This is a genomic window from Streptomyces odonnellii (assembly GCF_000981895.1).
GTDB classification, from domain to species: domain Bacteria; phylum Actinomycetota; class Actinomycetes; order Streptomycetales; family Streptomycetaceae; genus Streptomyces; species Streptomyces odonnellii.
Genome location: NZ_LATD01000116.1, coordinates 1 through 16,979, shown reverse-complemented (window position 1 = coordinate 16,979; position 16,979 = coordinate 1). Strand labels below are relative to the sequence as shown.

The 16,979-nt window shown below is 70.2% G+C and carries 15 protein-coding genes and 1 pseudogene; 2 read left to right on the top strand and 14 right to left on the bottom strand.

Annotation, left to right across the window (positions count from 1 at the left end):
- Nucleotides 1–4: 4 nt before the first annotated feature.
- The 9 genes and pseudogenes from lepB (WH07_RS12775) to WH07_RS12735 all read right to left on the bottom strand — a co-directional run bounded on the left by lepB (WH07_RS12775) (nt 5) and on the right by WH07_RS12735 (nt 6,465).
- The gene (gene lepB / locus WH07_RS12775) at nt 5–976 is read right to left on the bottom strand and encodes a signal peptidase I (RefSeq protein ID WP_046499693.1); all 972 of its coding nucleotides are present in this window, start codon (nt 974–976) and stop codon (nt 5–7) included.
- A pseudogene (gene lepB / locus WH07_RS12770) lies at nt 894–1,975 on the bottom strand (signal peptidase I); the annotation flags it as partial. The gene lepB (WH07_RS12775) and the pseudogene lepB (WH07_RS12770), both read right to left, overlap by 83 nt.
- The gene (gene lepB / locus WH07_RS12765; RefSeq protein ID WP_079023176.1) at nt 1,968–2,942 is read right to left on the bottom strand and encodes a signal peptidase I; all 975 of its coding nucleotides are present in this window, start codon (nt 2,940–2,942) and stop codon (nt 1,968–1,970) included. The pseudogene lepB (WH07_RS12770) and the gene lepB (WH07_RS12765), both read right to left, overlap by 8 nt.
- Before the next feature lie 83 nt (nt 2,943–3,025).
- Entirely contained in the window at nt 3,026–3,376 is a 351-nt protein-coding gene (rplS, locus tag WH07_RS12760; RefSeq protein WP_046499649.1) for a 50S ribosomal protein L19, read from the bottom strand.
- 131 nt (nt 3,377–3,507) lie between these two features.
- The gene (gene trmD / locus WH07_RS12755) at nt 3,508–4,329 is read right to left on the bottom strand and encodes a tRNA (guanosine(37)-N1)-methyltransferase TrmD (protein ID WP_046499647.1); all 822 of its coding nucleotides are present in this window, start codon (nt 4,327–4,329) and stop codon (nt 3,508–3,510) included.
- Nucleotides 4,326–4,898: a ribosome maturation factor RimM gene (gene rimM / locus WH07_RS12750; RefSeq protein ID WP_046499645.1), complete on the bottom strand. Its 573-nt coding sequence runs from the start codon at nt 4,896–4,898 to the stop codon at nt 4,326–4,328. The genes trmD and rimM overlap by 4 nt, the downstream gene beginning before the upstream one ends.
- Before the next feature lie 86 nt (nt 4,899–4,984).
- Nucleotides 4,985–5,224 carry an RNA-binding protein gene (locus WH07_RS12745; protein ID WP_030753580.1) on the bottom strand — a complete coding sequence of 80 codons (240 nt, stop codon included), beginning with the start codon at nt 5,222–5,224 and terminating at the stop codon, nt 4,985–4,987.
- Between the two features lie 2 nt (nt 5,225–5,226).
- Nucleotides 5,227–5,673 carry a 30S ribosomal protein S16 gene (rpsP, locus tag WH07_RS12740; RefSeq protein WP_046499642.1) on the bottom strand — a complete coding sequence of 149 codons (447 nt, stop codon included), beginning with the start codon at nt 5,671–5,673 and terminating at the stop codon, nt 5,227–5,229.
- Nucleotides 5,674–5,871: 198 nt separating this feature from the next.
- The gene (locus tag WH07_RS12735) at nt 5,872–6,465 is read right to left on the bottom strand and encodes a hypothetical protein (protein ID WP_046499640.1); all 594 of its coding nucleotides are present in this window, start codon (nt 6,463–6,465) and stop codon (nt 5,872–5,874) included.
- A gap of 473 nt (nt 6,466–6,938) precedes the next feature.
- Here WH07_RS12735 and yhfZ point away from each other — a divergent pair, with 473 nt between their 5' ends.
- A complete protein-coding gene (gene yhfZ / locus WH07_RS12730; RefSeq protein WP_079023175.1) occupies nt 6,939–7,877 on the top strand; it encodes a GntR family transcriptional regulator YhfZ in 939 nt (312 codons plus the stop codon).
- A 202-nt stretch (nt 7,878–8,079) separates the two neighbouring features.
- Here yhfZ and ffh read toward each other — a convergent pair whose 3' ends face one another.
- The 5 genes from ffh to nsdA all read right to left on the bottom strand — a co-directional run bounded on the left by ffh (nt 8,080) and on the right by nsdA (nt 15,776).
- Complete coding sequence (gene ffh / locus WH07_RS12725; protein ID WP_046499638.1) at nt 8,080–9,636, bottom strand: signal recognition particle protein; 1,557 nt, start codon at nt 9,634–9,636, stop codon at nt 8,080–8,082.
- Between the two features lie 235 nt (nt 9,637–9,871).
- Nucleotides 9,872–12,322, bottom strand: a complete 2,451-nt coding sequence (locus WH07_RS12720) for a [protein-PII] uridylyltransferase (protein WP_046499637.1) — start codon at nt 12,320–12,322, stop codon at nt 9,872–9,874.
- A 39-nt stretch (nt 12,323–12,361) separates the two neighbouring features.
- Entirely contained in the window at nt 12,362–12,700 is a 339-nt protein-coding gene (locus WH07_RS12715; RefSeq protein ID WP_046499635.1) for a P-II family nitrogen regulator, read from the bottom strand.
- The gene (locus WH07_RS12710; protein ID WP_046499633.1) at nt 12,697–13,986 is read right to left on the bottom strand and encodes an ammonium transporter; all 1,290 of its coding nucleotides are present in this window, start codon (nt 13,984–13,986) and stop codon (nt 12,697–12,699) included. Before WH07_RS12710 ends, WH07_RS12715 begins: the two co-directional genes overlap by 4 nt.
- A gap of 311 nt (nt 13,987–14,297) precedes the next feature.
- Entirely contained in the window at nt 14,298–15,776 is a 1,479-nt protein-coding gene (nsdA, locus tag WH07_RS12705; RefSeq protein ID WP_046499632.1) for a transcriptional repressor NsdA, read from the bottom strand.
- Between the two features lie 427 nt (nt 15,777–16,203).
- On the opposite strand from nsdA, the gene WH07_RS12700 reads away from it, so the two are divergent.
- Nucleotides 16,204–16,860 (top strand): bifunctional DNA primase/polymerase, encoded by a 657-nt coding sequence (locus tag WH07_RS12700; RefSeq protein WP_046499630.1) that lies wholly within the window; start codon nt 16,204–16,206, stop codon nt 16,858–16,860.
- Nucleotides 16,861–16,979: the final 119 nt, after the last annotated feature.

Genomic DNA, 16,979 nt, shown 5'->3' with positions numbered 1-16,979 from the left:
CACCCTACCCGGCGGTACCCCCGCCGGTCAGCCTCCGCCTGCGCCACAGCACGACCGGCAGCGCTCCGGCCACCCCGAGGGCGCCGGGAACGGCCGTGGAAGCCGCGGCGCTCAGCCCGGACTGGTCGAAGGTGTCCGGCACCGGAAGGAAGGACCACCGGTTGACCGGCCAGGCGACGACGAAGGCGCGTCCGACGACCTCGTCCGTGGAGACCGTGCCCCGGCCGGGCAGCTCCTGGTGGTAGCGCGAGTCCAGCGAGTTCTGCCGGTGGTCGCCCATGACCCAGATCCGGCCCTCGGGAACCTTGATCGGCCCGAACGGCTCGTCGTCACAAGGAGTGTTGCCGGGGTAGATGTACCCCTCCTCATTGAGCGGATGTCCATTGACCTGGACCTTTCCGCCCTTCTTGCACTCCACCGTGTCACCGCCGACCGCGATGACGCGCTTGATCAGATCCTTCTCCTCGGAGGAGGGCATCAGACCGATGAAGCTCAGAAAGTTCTGCACGATGTTCGGACTGGGGGTGGGCGTGCCCTCCAGCCAGCCACCGGGGTCATGGAAGACCACGACCTCGCCGCGCTCCGGCTCGGAGCCGAACCACGGCGTGAGCTTGTCCACCAGGACCCGGTCGCCCCGCTGGAGGGTGTCCTGCATCGAGTCCGAGGGGATCGAGAACGCCTGCACCAGGAAGGTCTTGATCAGCAGCGCCAGCAGCAGCGCGATACCGATCAGCAGGGGCAGTTCCTTCCAGAAGGAACGCTGCGGGCGCGCCGCCGTGGATCCACGGTCGTCGGGCCCGGCTCCGTCACCGTCCTGCCCGTCGCCCTGGTGACTCCCGGCCACGTGCCCGTTGTGCGCCGCGTGAGCCGTACTCCTGCGTTCCGTCGTATCGTCCGTCACTGCTTCGGGCGACTCGGCGAGCTGCTCGCGTCCCTCTTCGGGACCATCGTGTCCGGATCGTGCGCCGACCGCCACGTCCCCCACATCCACTCCTCACTCCGTGCGACTGCTCCGCGCGATTACGCGGCGCGACCGCCTGCCACCGATACGGGACAGGCCCACCACTCCCATAACGAGCGGGAGTTCCGCAGGGCTCGGGAGCCGGATCAATCCGTTGAGATCCTGGGAAGACACACTATTCGACGCTCCCCGCGCCGTCGTCGGCGCGGCACGCGCGTCCGGCACCGAAGCGTACGTCTCCCGCTCCTCCAGGCCGCGCCAGTGGTCGAACGGCCAGGCGATGACGACGGCCCGGCCCACCACCCCGTCCTCGGAGACCGTGCCGCGGAACTCCTCCCTGAGATGGAAGCGCGAGTCGGCCGAGTTCGACCGGTGGTCGCCCATCACAAAGATCCGCCCCTCCGGCACCTGGACCTGGAAGGGCACCTGCGAGGGCACGTTCTCCGGGTGCAGATACCGCTCGGTCAACGGCACACCGTTGACGGAAACCTTGCCGTCCTTGTCGCAGCAGGTGACGGTGTCGCCGCCGACCGCGACGACCCGCTTGATCAGATCCTGCTCGTCGGCCGAGGGCAGCAGTCCGATGAAGGTCAGCGCCTGTTTGACCTGTTTGACGACGAACGGGGAGTTGTCCGGCGGGGGCTGCTCGTCGTCGAGCCAGCCGCCCGGGTCCTTGAACACCACCACATCGCCGCGCTCGGGTTTGGAGCCGAACCAGGGGGTCAGTTTGTCCACCAGGACGCGGTCGCTGATCCTGATCGTCTGCTCCATGGAACCCGAGGGGATCACAAAGGCCTGCACCAGGAAGGTCTTGAGGACGAGCGCGATCAGCAGCGCCACGGTGATCAGAATCGGTATCTCGGCCATCGCGGACCTGCGGCGGCGCCGCTTGACCCGGCGGGCGAGCTTGCGCCGCTCCGCACGGCCCGGTAGCGCCCGGCCGCTGGTGGGCCGGGTGCCGGTGGGCAGTCTGGTGTCCGAGCCATGGGCCGCGGGCCGGCCACGCTTACCCATGGGCGCCGCCCGGGGCCGGTGCGTCCTGGAGGCCTGGAGCCGGTACGTCCCGGACACCCGGGGCCGGTACGTACCGGAAGGCGTCGGAGCGCTCCAGCGAGGACCAGCGGCCGAGCGGCCAGCCGATCCAGTCCGCCCGTCCGACGACCTTGTCGACGGGCACCATGCCGCCGCCCGGGTCGCCGAGATGGTCCCTGGAGTCGCGCGAGTTGGCCCGGTGGTCGCCCATGACCCACAGCGTGCCCGCTGGTACGACGATGTCGAAGGGGACCCGGGAGGGCGTGTCCCTGGGGTACAGATAGCGCCGCTCGTCCACGGCCCGGCCGTTCACCTCGACCCTGCCCCCCTTGTCGCAGCAGACCACCCGGTCGCCCCCGACGCCGACGACGCGCTTCACGAAGTCGGTCTCGGCGGGCTCGGCGAGCCCCAGAGCCGCGGCGGCCCCGTGCAGCAGCCCGACGACGGGGTTCTCCTCCGGCGGCTCCTGGACAAAGGAACCGGTGCCGTCGAAGACGACCACATCACCGCGCTCCGGCCCGGTATCGAAACGGTACGCCAACTTGTTGACCAGCACCCGGTCCCCGACCTGGAGCGTGGGCTCCATCGAGCCGCTGGGAATCAGGAAGGGCTGCACCACGAAGGCGCTGAAGAGCAGGACGACAACCGCGCAGAGGAGCCCGCTCAGCCCGGCTCTGCGCCACGAAAGCCCGGACAGACCGAACAGACCAGACAGACCGGAAAGTCCTGACGGCCCGGAGAGTCCTGAGCGCCCGGAATACCTGGACAGCCCCAGCCCCAGCCCCAGCCCCGGGAGCCGGGAGAACCTTCGTGCCCCCGTCACCCGCGGCGCCACGACAGCGGGGGTGGACAGCCCCTCTGACGAACGCACGGAGCGCGACCGCCCCCCCGTCCCCAGCGGGGCTCCGGAAGAGCGGTCGCGCTCCGTGTGCTGTGCTTCGGTGTCCATCGGGGCCAGAGCTTATCCGGCGCCCCTGTGGACCCGGGCGCGACGTGACGAACGCCAAGCCCGGTCCGCCCGGCAGGCGCGGCTCAGTTGTCGCGCTTCTCCTTGATCTTGGCGGCCTTGCCGCGCAGCTCGCGCAGGTAGTAGAGCTTGGCGCGGCGGACGTCACCGCGGCTCACCAGCTCGATCTTCTCGAAGATCGGGCTGTGCACCGGGAAGGTGCGCTCCACACCGACGGAGAAGGAGACCTTGCGGACCGTGAAGGTCTCGCGGACGCCCGAGCCCTGGCGGCGGATGACCACGCCCTTGAACTGCTGGATACGGGAGCGGTTGCCCTCGATGACCCTCACGTGCACGTTGACCGTGTCACCGGGGCGGAAGGCGGGGAGGTCGCTGCGGAGCGAGGCGGCGTCGACGGTGTCGAGCAGGCTGGACATGACGGTTCTGCTTCCTCGCCGATGCCACAGGTCATCGGCGGATGTCTGGAGGAGAGTTCGGGGTGCCGTTCGCGTCGGGCGGGCGTCGTTCCCCCTGTGGCAGGGGCGCACACCGGACGTACGGCATCGGCCTATTCTTCCATGGCCTCGGGCCTGCGCCAAAATCGGCCACCCGGCTCGGGTGCCCAGCCCAGGATCGAGAGGATCTCGCGGTCCTTCTTGTCGAAGGCCTTCGGGTCGCAGCGCTCGATCAGATCGGGCCGGTTGAGTGCCGTCCGCCGGAACGCCTCGTCCCTGCGCCAGCGCGCGATACGGCCGTGGTGGCCGCTGAGCAGGACGTCCGGGATGGAGCGCCCACGCCACTCGGGCGGCTTGGTGTAGACCGGGCCCTCCAGCAGATCCGCCATCGCGCCGGGGGCGAAGGAGTCGTCGCGGTGCGACTCCGCGTTGCCGAGGACTCCGGGCAGCAGCCGGGCCACCGCCTCGGTGATGACCAGTACGGCGGCCTCCCCGCCGGCCAGGACGTAGTCACCGATGGACAGCTCGAAGACCGGCAGACGGGTGGCGTACTCGTCCATGACCCGCCGGTCGATGCCCTCGTACCGCGCGGGTGCGAAGAGCAGCCAGGGCCGCTCGGACAGTTCCACGGCCACTTCCTGGGTGAACGGGCGGCCGCTGGGGGTGGGGACGACCAGGGCGGGGCCGTGCGCCCCGGTCTCGTACCCGCTCGCCAGGATCTCGTCGAGGGCGTCGCCCCAGGGCCCGGTCTTCATGACCATGCCGGGCCCGCCGCCGTACGGGGTGTCGTCGACGGTGCTGTGCCGGTCGTACGTCCACTCCCTGAGGTCGTGCACATGGACGTCGAGACGGCCGCGCGCGCGGGCCTTGCCGACCAGCGAGACGTTCAGCGGCTCCAGGTACTCGGGGAAGATCGTGACGACGTCGATTCTCATGAGCCGTCCCCGCCGGACGCGTCACGGCCGGACGTACCGCGCTCACCGGCGACTTCCGCGCGGTCGTCGATCAGTCCCGGCGGCGGCTCGATGACGGCCCGCTGCTCCTCCAGATCGATCTCCGTGACGATCTCCTCGACGAACGGGATCATCACCTCGCTGCCGTCGGGCCGTTCCACGATGAACAGGTCCTGCGAGGGCAGATGCGTGATCTCGGTGATCCTGCCGATCTCGGTGCCGTCGGCGAGCACCACGTCCAGGTCCATGAGCTGGTGGTCGTAGAACTCGTCCGGGTCCTCCGGGAGTTCCCCGGGATCGACCTCGGCGATCAGCACCACGTTGCGCAGCGCCTCGGCGCCCGTACGGTCCCGTACGCCCTCGAAGCGCAGCAGCAGTCTGCCGCTGTGCACCCGGCCCGAATCGATCGTGAGCGGTCCGGCGTCCGCCGGGTCCGTGGCGAGTACGGCGCCGGGTCCGAGCCGTACCTCGGGCTCGTCCGTACGCACCTCTACGGTGACCTCGCCCTTGATCCCATGGGCGCGGCCCACCCGCCCGACCACCAACTGCACTACAGGCACCTTTTCTTTTCCAAAAGCAGCAAAAGCCGGAGAAGGCGGTGTGGCCCTCCCCGGCCCGTGCCGGTGTTCCAGCTCTGTCAGCGGACCTGGTCCACATCGACGAGGTCGACGCGGATGCCACGGCCGCCGATGGCGCCCACGACGGTCCGCAGAGCGCGTGCGGTGCGGCCGTTGCGGCCGATCACCTTGCCGAGGTCGTCGGGGTGGACCCGGACCTCCAGCACACGGCCACGGCGCAGGTTGCGCGAGGCTACCCGCACGTCGTCCGGGTTGTCGACGATGCCCTTCACGAGGTGCTCGAGAGCCTCCTCGAGCATGCTCAGGCCTCGGTCGACTCGGCGGCGGCCGAGGACTCGGTCCCGGCTTCGTCGGCCTTCTTGTCGGACTTCTTCGCCTTCTGGGTGATCGCCTCACCCTTGGGCTCGTCACCGGCGTCCTTCGCGGCGGCCTCGAAGAGGGCGCGCGTGTCGGCCTTCGGCTCCGGCTGGAGCAGCGGCGCGGGGGCCGGCAGACCCTTGTGCGCCTGCCAGTCGCCGGTGAGCTTGAGGATCGCGAGGACCGGCTCGGTCGGCTGGGCGCCGACGGACAGCCAGTACCGCGCGCGGTCCGAGTCGACCTCGATGCGCGAGGGGTTCTGCACCGGGTGGTACAGACCGATCTCCTCGATGGCCCGGCCGTCGCGGCGGGTACGGGAGTCGGCGACGATGATGCGGTAGTGAGGCGAACGGATCTTGCCCAGACGCTTCAGCTTGATCTTGACTGCCACTGGAGTGGTGTCTCCTGGTCTTGACGTGGTTGGGCACAACGGGATGCCGCGTGGGGTTGCGGTACCCGATCCGCCCGATGGACGCGTCAGCCGGAGGAGAGAGGGGTCCTGTGCGACTGTCGAGTACAGCTCGCCATTCTGCCACACGCGCGCACCACGGCAGGACGTCGCGGGTGTCCCGCTCCGGTGCCCGGGTGTTCAGCTCGCGGCGCCCACGACCTCCGGGATACGGAACGGCTTTCCGCAGCCACCGCACATGATCGGCGCCTGGGCGAGGACCGACGGGACGACCCGTACGTTTCTGCCGCAGTCGCAGACGGCTTTGACGCGGACCCCGCCACCGGACGAGCCGTGCCGGGCGGCCGGACCGCGGAAGCTGCGCTTGGTGTCGGCGGCCGTCGCGACCGTGTGCGCCTTGAGGGCGCGCTGGAGCCGCTCGATGGTGGGGCGATATCGGCGCTTGGCCTCGGGACTGAGCGAGACCAGGGAGAAACCGCTGCTGGGATGCGGCTCCTCGGGATGGTCGAGGCCCATCTCCTCGGCGATCGCAAGGAATCGGCGGTTGTGATAACGGCCCGCTCGCGAGGTGTCGCGGACACCTCTGGCTGCGGCGATGCCATGGACCGCTTCATGAAGCAGTCGTTCGAAGGAGAGCTCGGCGCCGCAGGCGGACGAGGACTCTCCGATCAGGGACTCTGGCGCGGCGAGATCCGGCAGCTCGGGGTGGGACCGCTGAATATCGGCCCACGCCTGTGCCAGCTCTGCGGCGAGAACAGGTGGTGTCGTGCTCACGTCGTGAACAACGAGCCGGAGCCCTCCCGGGTTCCATTACGGGGCATCCCAAATAATTTTCACGTACCCGTCAGTTGCCATTGATGCGTCCTGACGAGGGCGGGTGCGTCGAACTGCGGAGAAGCCTCACAGCTCGCCCCAAGGTGGTACGTAGCGCCGCGTACGCCGGGACGCGTAGACGATCTACGTCTGGCCGGTCTTCTCGCTGTCTTCGCCGTCCCCGCCGTTCGCCGGGCGGGGTACGCGGGCGGGCAGGTGCGACGGGGCCGGGGCGGCGCCCTGCGGTGACGGGGCTCGGGCCACGACGGCGACAGTACCGGGAGCGCTTTCTATTTCCGAAACCGCCCCGCCCCGGCGCCCGGACCACCGCTCGTTTTCGGCCCCCGGGCTCCGCTTCCAGGGATCATGCCGGGGGCGAGGGATCGTGCCGGGGACTCTTGCCAGTATCCAGGATCCTGTTTACTGTCCGTTCCGTGACCGGCCTGGACGAGCGTTTTCTGACCCGTAATGGCCTGGCGGCACGACAGCTCGCCGTGCTGCTGCTGAACCACGAACCGGACACCCGGCTGCCCCGGGTCCGTGACTTCGCGGCGGAGCTGGGGGTCGGGAACGGGACGGTGCAGGCAGCGCTCCGGCTTCTGGAGAGCGCCGGGGCCGTCGAGACGACCGCCCGGGGCCATCTCGGCACCTTCCTCGTCCGCTCCGACCGCTCGACGCTGTGGCGGCTCTCCGGGCTCGGCACACTGCTGGCCGCGATGCCGTTGCCGTACTCCCGTCGGTACGAGGGGCTCGCCACGGGGCTGCGCGCCGCCTTCGAGGAGGCCGGGGCGCCCTTCGCGATCACGTTCATGCGGGGCGCGGGTGCCCGTACCACCGCTCTGCTCGACGGCAAGGTCGATCTGGTGGTGCTCTCGCGCTTCGCGGCCGACCGGCTGATCGAGGAGCATCCGGTCGAACTGGTGGCGGATCTCGGACCCGCCACCTACGTCGGGGCGCACGGGCTCCTGCTGCGGCACGGCTCCTCGCCGGACACCCCGGGGCTGCGGGTCGCCGTCGACCACGCCTCGGAGGACCAGCGCATGCTCGCCGAGCGCGCGTTCGCCGGGCGCGACGACATCACCTGGGTGGAGGCCTCGTACATGCAGCTCCGTGAACTGTTCGAAGACGATCTGGCCGACGCGACCGTCTGGAACCTGGACGAGGCACAGGGCCGGCTCGGGCCGGGGGTGGATGTGCTGCCGCTGGGCGACGACGTCACCCGCGATCTGGCGCTGCGCAACTCGCATGCGGCGATCATCGGCAGAACCGAGGGCGCCAAGGCGCTGGAGGCCGTACGGGATTCCCTCGACCTGTCCGTCGTCACCACGCTCCAGACCGAGGTACTGAACGGTGTGCGCACCCCCTCGTACTGAGCCCGCGGACATCGGAGGAGCTGTACGGAGGACTCAGGGCGCGACTAAGAATACAGAATCCTGGTTACTGTCCGATCGTCCGACGACATGATGGGCGCGGACTTCAGTCGGGAGACGGTGGCGCAGCCGACTGAGCCGCGCGGAACCCGTAGGCCCGCGAACCCGGCCCGCGAGGCCGGCCGCAGGTCCATCGCGGGGCCGGTCAGCTCATGAACTTCTTGAACTCGTCCGGCAGTTCGAAGTCCTTGCCCTGGTCCCCGGCCGGCAGTCCGAACGCCCCGCCCGCCTGCGCCGCCTCCTCGCGCCGTGCCGCAGCCGCCTGCTCCTCGGCCTTCCGCTTCATCGGGTTCCCGGACCGCTGCTTGCCCTTGGCCGGCTTCTGCTTCTTCTTCGCACGGCCGGGGCCGCCACCCATTCCTGGCACCCCGGGCATTCCCGGCATCCCGCCGCCCTGAGCCATCCGCGACATCATCTTGCGGGCCTCGAAGAACCGCTCCACCAGATTCTTGACCGCGCTGACCTCGACCCCGGAACCCCGCGCGATACGGGCCCGGCGCGAGCCGTTGATGATGACCGGGTCGTTGCGCTCGCCGGGGGTCATGGACTTGATGATCGCGGCGGTACGGTCCACGTCCCGCTCGTCGATGTTGTTGATCTGGTCCTTGATCTGCCCCATGCCGGGCAGCATCCCGAGCAGCTTGCTGATGCTGCCCATCTTCCTGACCTGCTCCATCTGCGCCAGGAAGTCGTCGAGCGTGAAGTCCTTGCCGCCCTTGCTGCTCGCCAGCTTGGAGGCCATCTTCTCGGCCTCGGCCTGGCTGAAGGTCTTCTCCGCCTGCTCGATCAGGGTGAGCAGGTCACCCATGTCGAGGATGCGGGACGCCATACGGTCCGGGTGGAAGGCGTCAAAGTCCTCCAGCTTCTCGCCGTTGGACGCGAACATGATCTGCTTGCCGGTGACATGCGCGATCGACAGGGCCGCGCCGCCCCGGGCGTCACCGTCCAGCTTGGAGAGGACGACACCGTCGAAGCCGACCCCGTCGCGGAACGCCTCCGCGGTGTTGACCGCGTCCTGGCCGATCATCGCGTCGACGACGAAGAGCACCTCGTCGGGGCTGACGGCGTCGCGGATGTCCGCGGCCTGCTTCATCAGCTCCTGGTCGATACCGAGGCGGCCCGCGGTGTCGACGATCACCACGTCGTGCAGCTTGGTCTTCGCGTACTCGATCGAGTCCCTGGCGACCGTGACCGGGTCGCCGACGCCGTTGCCCGGCTCCGGCGCGTACACGGCGACACCCGCGCGGTCGGCGACGACGGAGAGCTGGTTGACGGCGTTGGGGCGCTGGAGGTCGGCGGCGACGAGCAGCGGCGTATGGCCCTGGCCCTTGAGCCAGAGGCCCAGCTTTCCGGCGAGGGTGGTCTTGCCCGCGCCCTGGAGGCCGGCGAGCATGATCACGGTGGGCGGCTGCTTGGCGAAGCGCAGGACCCGGGTCTCACCGCCGAGGATGCCGACCAGTTCCTCATTGACGATCTTGAGGACCTGTTGGGCTGGATTCAGCGCCTGGGAGACCTCGGCACCGCGAGCCCGTTCCTTGAGATTCGCGATGAAGGCGCGGACGACAGGCAGTGCGACATCCGCTTCGAGGAGGGCGATACGGATCTCGCGCGCGGTGGCGTCGATGTCCGCCTCGGACAGCCGCCCCTTGCCGCGAAGGGTCTTGAAAGTCGCTGAGAGGCGATCGGAGAGGGTATCGAACACAGCGCTCGTGGGTCCTCAGGGTCGGGGGCGAAGTGAATTGCTCTCCAGAGTATCCGGCCGGGCAAACAGGAAGGCCCCAGCCCGATGGAAATACCCGGACGAGGCCTTCTTGCCGGCTTGCGGCCCCGCATTCGCGGGGATCGTTCGTTAGCGATCTTGAGGATCTGCTGACTGGGTGGAACATCCCTGCATGCGCGGCGTCGACGTCCGAAACAACGATCACGCGCACGCACGGTTACCCACGCAACACGTCCTCCAGTGCCTGTGCCAGGGCCGTCGCGTCCGGCTCGGGAAGCGGGGAGCCGTCGGCGCGGGTGACATAGACGGTATCCACGGCGTTCGCGCCGAGCGTCGAGACATGCGCGCTGCGCACCCGTACCGCCGCCTCCTCCAGGGCGCGGCCGATCCGGTGCAGCAGCCCCGGCGCGTCCTGGGCACGGACCTCGATGACCGTGGCGAGCTGCGAGGCGGTCGGCGCGACCGTCACCCGGGGCGGCGGCGCCTGCACACCCCGGCGCCGCGGGTAGGCGGCCTCACGCTCGGCGAGCCTGGCCGGGATGTCGAGTGAGCCGTCCAGGGCGCGTACGAGATCGGCGCGGAGCCGGGTGGCCTGCGGGAGCGAGCCGTACTCGGCGGCGACCCGCCAGCTCAGCAGCAGCACATCGGTGGTGCCGCCCAGCTCCGTGGGCAGTTCGACGGCGCGCAGATCGGCCGCCCGTACGGTGAGCCGGTGCAGGGCGAGCACCCCCGCCGCCGCGGGAAGGACTCCCGGCCGGTCGGGCGTGGCGATGAGCAGTTCGACGCCGACCGGTTCCGGCGCGCCGTCCTCCAGCGGGGGCTCGGGCTGGGCGTGCAGCGCGAGGACCGGACCGCCCGTACGCAGCGCCTCCACGGCGAGCCGCTCCTGTTCGGCACTGGGCGCGGCGGGTTCGGGCTCGGCGGGGGCGTCGCCCTCGAGGACGGCGGCGACCCGCGCGGCGAGATCGCCGACGAGCGAGGCACGCCAGGACGACCAGGCGGCGGGCCCGGTGGCGAGCGCGTCGGCCTCGGTGAGGGCGTGCAGCAGTTCCAGGGTGGTGACCGAACCGATGCGGGCGGCGACCGAGGCGACGGTCGCGGGGTCGTCCAGATCGCGCCGGGTCGCGGTGTCGATGAGCAGGAGGTGGTGGCGTACGACCGTGGCGATGACGCCCATGTCCTCGTGGTCGAAGCCGATCCGCGCGGCCACATCGCGGGCGATGACCTCGCCGGCCACGGAGTGGTCGCCGGGCCAGCCCTTGCCGATGTCGTGCAGCAGGGCGCAGACGAGCAGCAGGTCGGGGCGGCTCACCCGGCGGGTGAGCGAGGAGGCCTGCACGGCGGTCTCGACGAGATGGCGGTCTACGGTCCAGGTGTGCACGGCGTTGCGCTGGGGGCGGCAGCGGACCCGCTCCCAGTCGGGCAGGAGCTGGGTGATCAGTCCTTCGGCTTCGAGGGCCTCCCACACGGGGACGGTGGCCTCGCCGGCGCCGAGCAGCGTGACGAGTTCCTCGCGGGCCTCGGCGGGCCAGGGCACCGGCAGCGGTTTCGCGGCGGCGGCGAGATGCCGTACGGCGTGCAGGGAGACCGGAAGTCCCGCCTGGGCCGCGGCGGCGGCGGCGCGCAGGGGCAGTACGGGGTCGCGCTCCGGGCGGGCCGTACGGGCGAGAACGGCCTCGCCGTCCATCTCGACGACACCGTCGGCGAGCGGGGTGCGCTCCGGGGCGGGCCTGCTGCCGAGCATGGCGCGCAGCCGTGGGCGTACGGACCGGGACCGCAGCACCCGGTTGACCTCGCGCCAGGTGACGTCCGAGGCGTACGAGACGGTGCGCGCGGCTTCGTACACCTGGCGCAGCAGGACATCGGCGTCGAGCAGGCCGAGTTCCTCGGCGACCGGGTCCTGTTCCTGGAGGGCGAGCCGGTCGGTGGCGCGGCCGGTGGTCAGATGGAGGGCGTCCCGTACGTCGAGGAGCGCGCGGCGGGCGTCGGCGAGCCCTTCGCGGGGCGCGTCCGCGAGCCAGGACGCGGCGACGGCGCGCAGGGCGGTGGCGTCGCGCAGACCTCCCCTGGCCTCCTTGAGGTCGGGCTCCAGCAGATACTGCAGTTCGCCCTGGCGCTCGGCGCGCTCCCGGCACAGCTCGTCGAGGGCGGGCAGGCGCTTGGGCGCGCTGTTGCGCCAGTCGGCGAGGACCGCGGTCCGCACCCCGGTGACCAGGCCCAGATCACCGGCGACATGCCGGGCGTCGAGAAGTCCGAGCTGCACCTTGAGGTCCTCGGCCGCGGTCTTCCGTACGTCGGCGGGGGTGCGTACGGAGTGGTCGAGGGCGAGCCCGAGGTCCCAGACCGGGTACCAGATCCGGTCGGCGAGGGCGGCGATGGCGCCGGGTCCCGCCTTGCCGTCGTGCAGGAGGAGCAGATCGAGGTCGCTGCGCGGCGACAGCTCGCCGCGTCCGTATCCGCCGACCGCGACCAGGGCCGCGCCGCGCACCCCGGCCTCCTGGGCGGCGGTGCCGAACAGCGCGTTCAGCCAGTCGTCGGTGAGCCGCGCCAGGGCGGCCCGGCGCGGCGGCCCCGGCTGGGCCTTCTCCTGGAGAAGGCGCAGCCGTGCCGCCGCGTACCCGCTGGGTCCCGAGTCCGCCCGGCCGGTCGTCTCTTCGAGGCTCGTCACCCAGTCGTTCCCGTCTCTAGTGCCGCGACCGGCAGGTCATCAGAGTGCGTCCGGGCCGCGCTCGCCGGTCCGGACCCGGACCGCGGTCTCGACCGGGACGCTCCATACCTTCCCGTCACCGATCTTGCCGGTGCGGGCGGCCTTCACGACCACGTCGATCAGCTCTTCCGCGTCGTCGTCCTCGACCAGTACCTCTATACGGATCTTCGGTACGAGGTCGACGGTGTACTCCGCACCCCGGTAGACCTCGGTGTGGCCGCGCTGCCGGCCGTATCCGCTGGCCTCCGTGACCGTGAGCCCGTGGACGCCGAAGGCCTGGAGGGCCTCCTTGATCTCGTCCAGCCTGTGCGGCTTCACGACTGCGGTGATGAGCTTCATGCGTCCACCTTCTTGTTGGTCGCCGAGGCGATGGTCCCGTCCTGGCTGGCGGCGGGGACGCTACTACGTCCCGAGGGCGATCCACCCACCGCGCTGTAGTCGTACGCGGTCTCGGCGTGGAAGGCCATGTCGACACCGCTGGTCTCGTCGTCCTCGGAGGCGCGGAAGCCGATGGTGACATCGACGATCTTGGCGAGGATCCAGGAGACCACGAAGGAGTACGCCATCACCGAGAAGGCTCCGACGGCCTGCTTGCCGAGCTGCGAACCGCCGCCGACACCGTCGACCGCGAGAAGACCGACGAGCAGGGTGCCGATCACACCGCCGACGAGGTGGACACCGACCACGTCGAGGGAGTCGTCGTACCCGAGCTTGAACTTGAGGCTGACGGCCCAGGAGCAGACCGCGCCGGCGACGACACCGATGAGCAGGGCACCGAAGGGGTTGACCGCGGCACCGGACGGGGTGATGGCGACCAGGCCGGCGACCGCGCCGGAGGCGGCGCCCAGCGTGGTGAACGCGCCGTGGCGGATGCGCTCGTAGATCAGCCAGCCCAGCATCGCGGCGCCGGTGGCGATCTGCGTGTTGAAGGCCATGATGGCGGCGGTGCCGTTGGCGGCGAGCGCGGAACCGGCGTTGAAGCCGAACCAGCCGAACCACAGCAGACCGGCGCCGAGGACGACCAGCGGCAGATTGTGCGGCCGCATCGGGTCCTTCTTGAAACCGATCCGCTTGCCGACGACGAGTACGGCGGCGAGCGCGCCCACACCGGCGTTGATATGGACCGCCGTACCACCGGCGAAGTCGATCACGCCGAGCTTGAAGAGCCAGCCGTCGGACTGCCACACCCAGTGGGCGATCGGGAAGTACACCACGGAGACCCAGAGGGTGATGAACAGCGCCCAGGCGCTGAACTTCACACGGTCGGCGAGCGCACCGCTTATCAGTGCCGGAGTGAGCACGGCGAACATGAGCTGGAAGAGAGCGAAAGCGAAGACCGGAATGCCTTCCTTGCCCCCGGTCAGGGAGTCGACCGAAATGCCCTGGAAGCCGACATGGTCGAAGTTGCCGAGGAGCCCGCCGCCGATGTCGTCACCAAAGGTGAGCGAGTATCCGTAGAGGACCCACAGCACACTGACGATACCGAGCGAGATCAAGGACATCATGAGCATGTTGAGGGCGCTCTTCACCCGCACCATGCCGCCGTAGAAAAATGCCAGGCCGGGCGTCATCAGCATGACGAGCGCGGCACTGATCAGTACGAATGCGGTATCTGCGCCATTCAAGGCCAGCGTCTCCTCGCGGTCGGAACGGCCCGTGCGGATGCTCAAGGTATGGGCCGACTGTGCTGAGGAGATTGGCGCAACGCGGTTTCGGCCAGTGCCGCTCGATGTTTCACACCCGTGACGAAGGCGTCACCCGTGTTACGAGCCGATGAACCACCGGATCTCCGCGGCGGCCCTGGACACCCTCTGCGGACATCGGAAACCGGCCGCGGCCCGCACCCTGCTGACCTGGCGGCGGGGGAGCCGTGTCGGACTGTACGGGGTGACGGCCGCGGCCGGGGTTCCGGAGGCGGGCACGGGGGCCCGCCGGCTCAGACGGCTTCGGCGGATTCGGGAAGCTGGGCGGTGAGCAGATCGGTGAGTTCGGCGACCCCGGCGACATCGCCGAAGTCCCTGGCGGCGGTGTCCACGGTCTTGCGCAGCCGGGTGTTCACCCGCTCGGAGCGCACCTTGCGCGCCACCTTCAGCGCCTTCTGGGCCAGGGCCGTGGACTGCTCGGGCTCCTTCTTGAGGAGATGGACGGTGGCCATGCCGATCAGGTTCAGCGCGTACGACCGCTGGTGCTCGTCGTCCTTCTCGAACAGGTCGACGGCGCGCCGCATCAGCGGTTCGGCGAGGGAGGCGTAGGTGGGGCTGCGGCCTGCGACATAGGCCAGATCGCGGTACGAGTGGGCGTTCTCCGCGTTGAGCTCGGCCTCGGTGAAGAAGCGGATCCAGTCGGGCTCCGGCTCGCTGTCGAGCCCCGCGTCGGAGAACGCGTCCTCGGCCATTCTCACCGCCCGCTTGCACTTTCCGGGCTGTCCGGTGTTTGCGTACGCGCGTGCCTCCATCGCATACAGCATGGCCTGGGTCCGGGGCGTGGCGCAGCCGCGGCTCCCGTACTGCGCGAGATGGATCAGCTCCAGCGCGTCGTCGGGCCGGCCCAGATGGATCATCTGGCGGCTCATGGACGAGAGGATGTACGAGCCGAGCGGCTTGTCCCCCGCTTCTTTCGCCGCGTGCAGGGCCAGGACGAAGTATTTCTGGGCATTGGGCTGGAGACCGACGTCATAGCTCATCCAGCCGGCCAGCTCCGCCAGCTCGGCCGCGCACCGGAAGAGCCGTCGCGCGGTGGCCTCGGGCTGTGTCTCCTGGAGCAGGTCGGTGACCTCGTGGAGTTGGCCGACGACCGCCTTGCGCCGCAGACCGCCGCCGCACTGCGCGTCCCACTGCCGGAACATCGCGGTGGTCGACTCCAGCAGCTCCAGCTCGGGCCCGGAGAGCTTGGACGGCCGTTGCGAGGGTACGGGCTCGATCCCGGGGCCGCCCGGATCACCCGAGGGGATGGGCACCAGCCAGCGCTGCATGGGCTCGACCAGGGCGGGGCCCGCGGCCAGCGCCAGCGAGGTCCCGAGGAAGCCGCGCCGCGCCAGCATCAGATCGCTCCGTGAGAACTCACTGATCAGGGCCACGGTCTGCGGTCCCGCCCAGGGCAGATCGACGCCCGAGACCGAGGGCGACTGGTGCGCGGTGCGCAGCCCGAGGTCCTCGATACTCACGACCGAACCGAATCGCTCGGAGAACAGCTCGGAGAGAATGCGCGGGATCGGTTCGCGTGGCTGCTCGCCGTCGAGCCAGCGGCGCACCCGCGAGGTGTCCGTACTGATGTGGTGCGCGCCCATCTGGCGCGCCCTGCGGTTGACTTGACGCGCCAGCTCGCCCTTCGACCAGCCGCTGCGCACGAACCACGAGGCGAGATGCCCATTCGGACGCTTGCCGGTATTCGTACCGCCTGCGCCGCTGCCGCCCACTGGAACGCCCCCATCCGCTGAAGCCCTGTCGCGCGAACCGGTACCAGAATGCCGTGAATCGCGGCCGCCTGTCCCGGGGTTGAGCCCCGTCGAACAGGAAACCGGGATGCCCCCGGCATACCCACGCGTGTGGATTTCCCCACGGTCCGTGCACTGAAAGTAATCCTACGATCACCCGTCCAGCGAGGGTGATTCCACAAACGCCACCATTCGCCACCCCTTCGAATGAACTCGCCTATGACGGGGCGCGATTCACTTGACACACAATGATCAGCGGCGGGCGGAACGTCGCACGCCGGGGCGCGCGCTGCCGGGCGCACTCCCCCGAGTGCCCCTTGGCGCCGCCCGTACCGCCCCGGTGGCGACGGAGTGTCACGGGCAGACTGCGAGACGTAACCACCGGTGAGTACGACCCGTTGGAGGGGGCATGGGCTTCACGATCGGCGGCATCCGGGAGATGCGGTCCGGCTCACGGCGCCGCGGCCGCGCGACAGAGTGCACCGCGGTGGCGGAGTACACCGGGCTCTGGGGCTGGGACGTCGTGCCGGGGGCGCGCGCCGCGGGCGGCCGGTGCTCCTGCGGCGCGGCGGACTGCGCGGCGCCGGGGGCGCATCCGCTGGACTTCCGCCCCGAGGTCCGGGCGGGCGCCACGCTGGACGAGGTCACCCGGGCCTGGTCGGGGGCGCCGGGCGCGGCGGTGCTGCTGCCGGTGGGCCGCGGCTTCGACATCATCGACGTGGCGGAGCAGGCGGGCTGCCGCGCGCTGGTGCGGCTCGAACGGATGGGGCTGCCGCTGGGCCCGGTCCTGGCGACGCCGACGGGCCGTACGTACTTCTTCGTCGCGCCCGGCGCCGCGACCGAACTGCCTGAGCTGCTCTACCGGATGGGCTGGGACGACGCCGATCTGGACCTGCACGGCCTGGGGCCGGGCAGCCATGTGCCGGCGCCGCCCTCGGAGGTGCCGGGTCTCGGTCCGGTCCGCTGGCTGCGTCCTCCGTCGCTGGACACCGCCGCCGACCCGCCCCAGGCCCGGCTGCTGCTGGGCACCCTGGCGTACATCTGCCACCGGTCGTCGACTTCGTAGGACCGGCTTCGTAGGACCGGCTCCGCGGGGAGAACTCCGTAGATCAGCAGCAGAACCCGTAAGAACGAGAAAAACCGAGAGGCGGGGCGCTGGGATGCCCTCCCGCCCCTCGGGCACCC

Excerpts from the sequence above, each read along its gene's own strand:
- lepB (WP_079023176.1), bottom strand. The coding sequence starts at position 2,942 with ATGGACACCGAAGCACAGCACACGGAGCGCGACCGCTCTTCCGGAGCC.
- rplS (WP_046499649.1), bottom strand. The coding sequence starts at position 3,376 with ATGTCCAGCCTGCTCGACACCGTCGACGCCGCCTCGCTCCGCAGCGAC.
- trmD (WP_046499647.1), bottom strand. The coding sequence starts at position 4,329 with ATGAGAATCGACGTCGTCACGATCTTCCCCGAGTACCTGGAGCCGCTG.
- WH07_RS12745 (WP_030753580.1), bottom strand. The coding sequence starts at position 5,224 with ATGCTCGAGGAGGCTCTCGAGCACCTCGTGAAGGGCATCGTCGACAAC.
- WH07_RS12715 (WP_046499635.1), bottom strand. The coding sequence starts at position 12,700 with ATGAAGCTCATCACCGCAGTCGTGAAGCCGCACAGGCTGGACGAGATC.
- WH07_RS12700 (WP_046499630.1), top strand. The coding sequence starts at position 16,204 with ATGGGCTTCACGATCGGCGGCATCCGGGAGATGCGGTCCGGCTCACGG.